We start from the raw sequence: 4,559 nt of genomic DNA, 5'->3' as shown, positions 1-4,559 counted from the left end.
GGCGGGGCCAGGCGCGGCGGACGAAAGCCCCGGCTCAGGCCGGGGTGATCCGGCCGCCGATCTGCTGCGCCACCTCGAGGTCGTTGCCCTCGAACCAGCTCTCGGCCACCTTGCCCCCGGCCAGCCGGAAGATGATGATCCCGGTCTCCCGCACCCGCTGGTCGTCCGGCGGCAGATCCAGATACCCACCCCGGTACGTCGACCGGATCGTGTACCGCACGACCAGCCTGTCCCCGCTGACGATCACGTCCTCCAGCACCGGTTCCTGATCCACGAAAGCCGCCGGATACCAGCGCAGCCATGTCGTGAAGGCGGCCAGGTCGCCGCTGCCGCCCGGTCCGTGCGCCACGAAGTCTTCGGTGACCAGGTCGGTCAGCCGTTGTTCGTCCCCCGTGCGGCACATGGCGAACCACGCGCGCGCGATCTCCGTCGCATCCATGCATCAATTTCTATGCCATGTCGACCTTCAGCGCACTGCAAGCCGGCGGCCGAGGGAAACCCCGGCCGCCGGCTGCGCCGTCAGTCCGTGACGGTCGGCGCGGTCCGCGCGGCCTCGCGCAGGTCGGCCTTCTCCGCCGTGTACGGGTTGTACGCGTAAGCCCGCGCCAGCTCCCCCGGCACAGTGAAGTACTCGGCGGACAGCTTCGCCGGGTCCGTGGCGATCTCCCCGCGACCCGGCAGGTCGTCGCCGTCGTCCCAGCCCCACGGCGCGTTGGCCGAGTTGGTGCCACAGGAGTACGTGCCCACGCCGCAGCCTCCCGAGGTGTCACCGGCGAAGGTGCCCAGGTTGGCGTACAGGTTGGTGTTGTCCCGCTGGGCCCACAGGCCGCCCGCCGCGAAGATGTCGATCAGCTCGTAGCGGACGTCGCGGTCGTTGGTGCTGCTCGGCGTCTCGCCCTCGGCCGCCGGGTAGTAGACGAGTCCGTCGCCGTTGATGGCGTACTGCGGGTACGCCTTGAGGCCGTGACCCTGGACCTCCTGCGCGGTGACGGGGTGCTGGAACGAATCGTGCGGTGACGACTGCATCTGCAGCGTGCCGTCGACCGTTTCGCGGCCGGTGGTCCAGGTGCTGCCGCTGGGCGTGTACGAGTAGAAGCTCGTGTGCGCCACGGTGACCGCGGAGCGCAGCACCCCGTACGTGGAGCCGTCCTTCTGGATCGCCAGCAGGACGCCCTCACCGTCGTTCTCGTGCTCGGTCTCGAAGAACGGGTGGTCGACCCAGTCCCGGGGGTGGAAGAAGAAGTAGGTGACGTACCAGTGGGTGCTGGTCTCCGCCACCGAGTAGTACGCCGCCGCCGAGAACGACGCGCCGGACTCGGCTGCGCGGTCCCAGTTGTTGCGGCCGTTCCAGTCGCCGTCGAAGTCCACTTTGGTCAGGTAGTCGGCCTTGCCGCCCAGGGCGTGGCTGCCGGTGGCGTCGACGTCCTGGTAGTGGATGGGCGCCCAGCGCAGAGCCAGGTCGGCCCGGCTGATCGCGGCGCCGGCGGGTGCCGGTGCCGCGAGCCCGATGGATGCCAGCGCTACCGACAGCGCGGCCGCGATTCTGCCCCTACCGACCATGTGTGCCCACCTTCACCGAATGGATAGACCACGGGCAATGTATGAGTTCCACGGTGGTGGATGCGTGGCCGCGCCGCAACGCCCGGATGGCCACGGACCGAAGAGTCGGCACGGGGCCTACCCCGCCGGCCGCAACGCCCGGATGGCGCCGGCCGAAGGGCCGGCACGGCGCCACCCCGCCGCGCCCGGGGCAGTCGGATTGGGCGCGACGGAGTGGCGGATCAGGTGCCGCAGGTTCAGGCGGGCGCGCCCGCGGGAACAGCCGGCGGCGGGGTGGTGGGCGGCTGGCCGGTGGATGGCTGGGCCGCCGCGGGCGGGTCGTCGTGCTCGTCGAGCATCGTCGCCTCGTCGAACGGGTCCTCCCCGGCCAGCACGCGCTGGGCCCGGTCCCGGTCGAACTCGCTGGTCCAGGTGCCGATCAGCACGGTGGCGACCGCGTTGCCGGCGAAGTTGGTCAGGGCCCGCGCCTCGGACATGAACCGGTCGATGCCGACGATCAGGCCGACGCCGTCGAGCAGTTCCGGGCGGTGGCTCTGCAGGCCGCCGGCCAGGGTGGCCAGGCCCGCGCCGGTGACGCCGGCCGCGCCCTTGGAGGCGATGATCATGAAGACCAGCAGCGAGATCTGCTCGCTGACCGACAGCGGGTCGCCGACCGCCTGGGCGACGAACAGCGAGGCCATGGTGAGGTAGATGGCCGTGCCGTCCAGGTTGAAGGAGTATCCGGTCGGCACGGTGATGCCGACGACCGGCTTGCTGACGCCGACGTGCTCCATCTTGGCGATCAGCCGGGGCAGGGCCGACTCCGACGACGAGGTGGAGACGATCAGCAGGAACTCACGGCCCAGGTAGCGCAGCAGCTTGAGCAGGTTGATCCGGGCCACCAGCCACAGCAGGGTGCCGAGGATGACGAACACGAAGATGGCGCAGGTGGCGTAGAAGCCGAGCATGATCTGGGCCAGGCTCTTGAGGGCGTCGACGCCGGTCGCGCCGACCACCGCCGCCATCGCGCCGAACGCGCCGATCGGGGCCAGCCACATGATCATCGCGAGGACCTTGAAGACCAGTCGCTGCAACACGGTGACCGCTCGCAGCACCGGCTCGCCGCGCGCGCCCATCGACTGCAGGGCGAAGCCGACCAGCAGCGCCACCAGCAGGGTCTGCAGCACCTGGCCCTCGGTCAGCGCCGAGAACAGCGAGGTCGGGATGATGCCGAGGATGAAGGCGGCGGTGCCCTCGCTTGCCGAGTCACCGACCGCCTTCTGGCCGGCCTCGGCCACCGAGGCGTCCAGGTTGAGGCCGGATCCGGGGTGGATCAGGTTGCCGACGACCAGGCCGATGGCCAGGGCCACGGTCGACATGATCAGGAAATAGCCGAGCGCGAGCCCGCCGACCTTGCCGACCTTCGCGGCCTGGCGGACGGAACCGACACCCAGCACGATGGTGCAGAAGATGACCGGGCTGATCATCATCTTGATGAGGTTGACGAAGCCGGTGCCGATCGGGCGCAGTTCGACCGCGAAGTCGGGCACGAGGAAACCGACGGCGATGCCGAGGATGACGGCGACGATCACCGCCAGATACAAGTAGTGGGTGCGGTCCCGCTTCGCCCCCGGGGTCGGGGCGGGCGGGGCGGGGCTCTGACTCTCCATGCCGCAGACTGTGTCCTGGGTCTCACCCCCGGGGCACCATTGCGTTCATTCTGTTCACCGCGGCGAAACGCGACGACGACGACTGGAAACACGCCGATGAGACGACGCCCCATGGGACAGCGCTGGAGCATCGCCGGGCAGCTGTTCGCGTTGCAGGTGCTGGTCGTCAGCCTGCTCGTGGCCGGCGGCACCACCGGCGCCGTGCTGCTGGCCCGCAACGACGCCCACGACTCCGCGGTCGAGGAGGTCAAGGCCGTGGCGGAGGCCATCGCCCTGTCCCCCATGGTGGCTGACGCGTTGCGCTCGCCGCGGCCCAGTGCCGTGCTGCAGCCGTACGCGGAAGCCACCCGGAAGGCCACCGGGACCGACTTCGTCGTGGTGATGGCCACCGACCGCACCCGGTACACCCACCGCAACCCCGACCTGATCGGGCAGAAGTTCGCCGGTACGGTGGCCGGCGCCCTGGCCGGCGGCACGGTCGTGGAGCAGTACCGGGGCAGTCTCGGCGAGTCCGTGCGCACCGTGGTGCCGGTGCGCGCGGCCGACGGCAGCGTGATGGGCCTGGTCTCGGTCGGTATCACCACCAAGGAGATCAACCGTAAGCTGCTGGGCCAGGCGCCCCCGGTCGCGCTGGCCACAGTGGCCGCGCTGCTGCTGGCCGCGGCCGGGGCCTGGCTGCTCAGCCGGCGGCTGCGCCGGCAGACGCACGGGCTGGGCCCGGCCGAGATGACCCGGATGTACGAGTACTACGACGCGGTGCTGCACGCCGTACGGGAGGGGCTGGTGGTGGTCGACCGGGACGGCCGGGTGGCCCTGATCAACGACGAGGGCCGGCGGCTGCTCGGCATCGACCAGGACGCGCGCACCGACCGCCGCGTCGACGAGCTGGAGCTGCCCGCCGAGGCCGCGGCCCTGCTGACGTCTCGCCGCACCACGGTTGACGAGCCGGTGCTGGCCGGCGACCGGGTGCTGGTGGCCAGCCAGCGTGAGACCCGGTTCGAGGGCCGCACCCTGGGCACGGTGCTGACCCTGCGCGACCACACCGAGCTGCGGGCGCTGACCGGGGAGCTGGACTCGGTGCGCGGGCTCACCGAGGCGTTGCAGTCGCAGGCCCACGAGGCCGCCAACCGCCTGCACACCGTCCTGACCCTGGTCGAGCTGGGCCGCACCGACGAGGCGATCCGGCTGGCCACCGACGAGCTGGCGCTGGCCCAGCAGCTCACCGACCAGGTGGTCGGCGCGCTCACCGAGCCGGCCCTGGCGGCGCTGCTGCTGGGCAAGTCGGCCCAGGCCAGCGAGCGCGGAGTGGAGCTGACGGTGGACGAGTCGTCGCGGCTGGAGGGCGAGCCG

The 4,559-nt window shown here is 71.1% G+C and carries 4 protein-coding genes; 1 reads left to right on the top strand and 3 read right to left on the bottom strand.

Features of this window, described 5'->3' with window-relative positions; genetic code table 11:
• Positions 1-34: 34 nt before the first annotated feature.
• From AB0C29_RS34875 to AB0C29_RS34865, 3 genes are all read right to left on the bottom strand, one after another.
• Complete coding sequence (locus tag AB0C29_RS34875; protein WP_360829512.1) at positions 35-439, bottom strand: ester cyclase; 405 nt, start codon at positions 437-439, stop codon at positions 35-37.
• 80 nt (positions 440-519) lie between these two features.
• Entirely contained in the window at positions 520-1,560 is a 1,041-nt protein-coding gene (locus AB0C29_RS34870) for a hypothetical protein (protein ID WP_360829509.1), read from the bottom strand.
• A gap of 236 nt (positions 1,561-1,796) precedes the next feature.
• Entirely contained in the window at positions 1,797-3,209 is a 1,413-nt protein-coding gene (locus AB0C29_RS34865) for a cation:dicarboxylate symporter family transporter (protein WP_360829506.1), read from the bottom strand.
• A gap of 96 nt (positions 3,210-3,305) precedes the next feature.
• Here AB0C29_RS34865 and AB0C29_RS34860 point away from each other — a divergent pair.
• Positions 3,306-4,559, top strand: a 1,254-nt coding sequence (locus tag AB0C29_RS34860) for a PAS domain-containing protein (RefSeq protein ID WP_360829503.1), incomplete at its 3' end; no start/stop codon positions are given.

It is taken from the genome of Actinoplanes sp. NPDC048791, assembly GCF_040650095.1.
Taxonomy (GTDB): Bacteria; Actinomycetota; Actinomycetes; order Mycobacteriales; family Micromonosporaceae; genus Actinoplanes.
Note: the sequence above shows the minus strand (reverse complement) of the source record. Positions and strands in the feature narration are given on the sequence as shown.

Coding starts and splice junctions, on each gene's coding strand:
- AB0C29_RS34870 (WP_360829509.1), bottom strand. CDS start 1,560: ATGGTCGGTAGGGGCAGAATCGCGGCCGCGCTGTCGGTAGCGCTGGCA.
- AB0C29_RS34865 (WP_360829506.1), bottom strand. CDS start 3,209: ATGGAGAGTCAGAGCCCCGCCCCGCCCGCCCCGACCCCGGGGGCGAAG.
- AB0C29_RS34875 (WP_360829512.1), bottom strand. CDS start 439: ATGGATGCGACGGAGATCGCGCGCGCGTGGTTCGCCATGTGCCGCACG.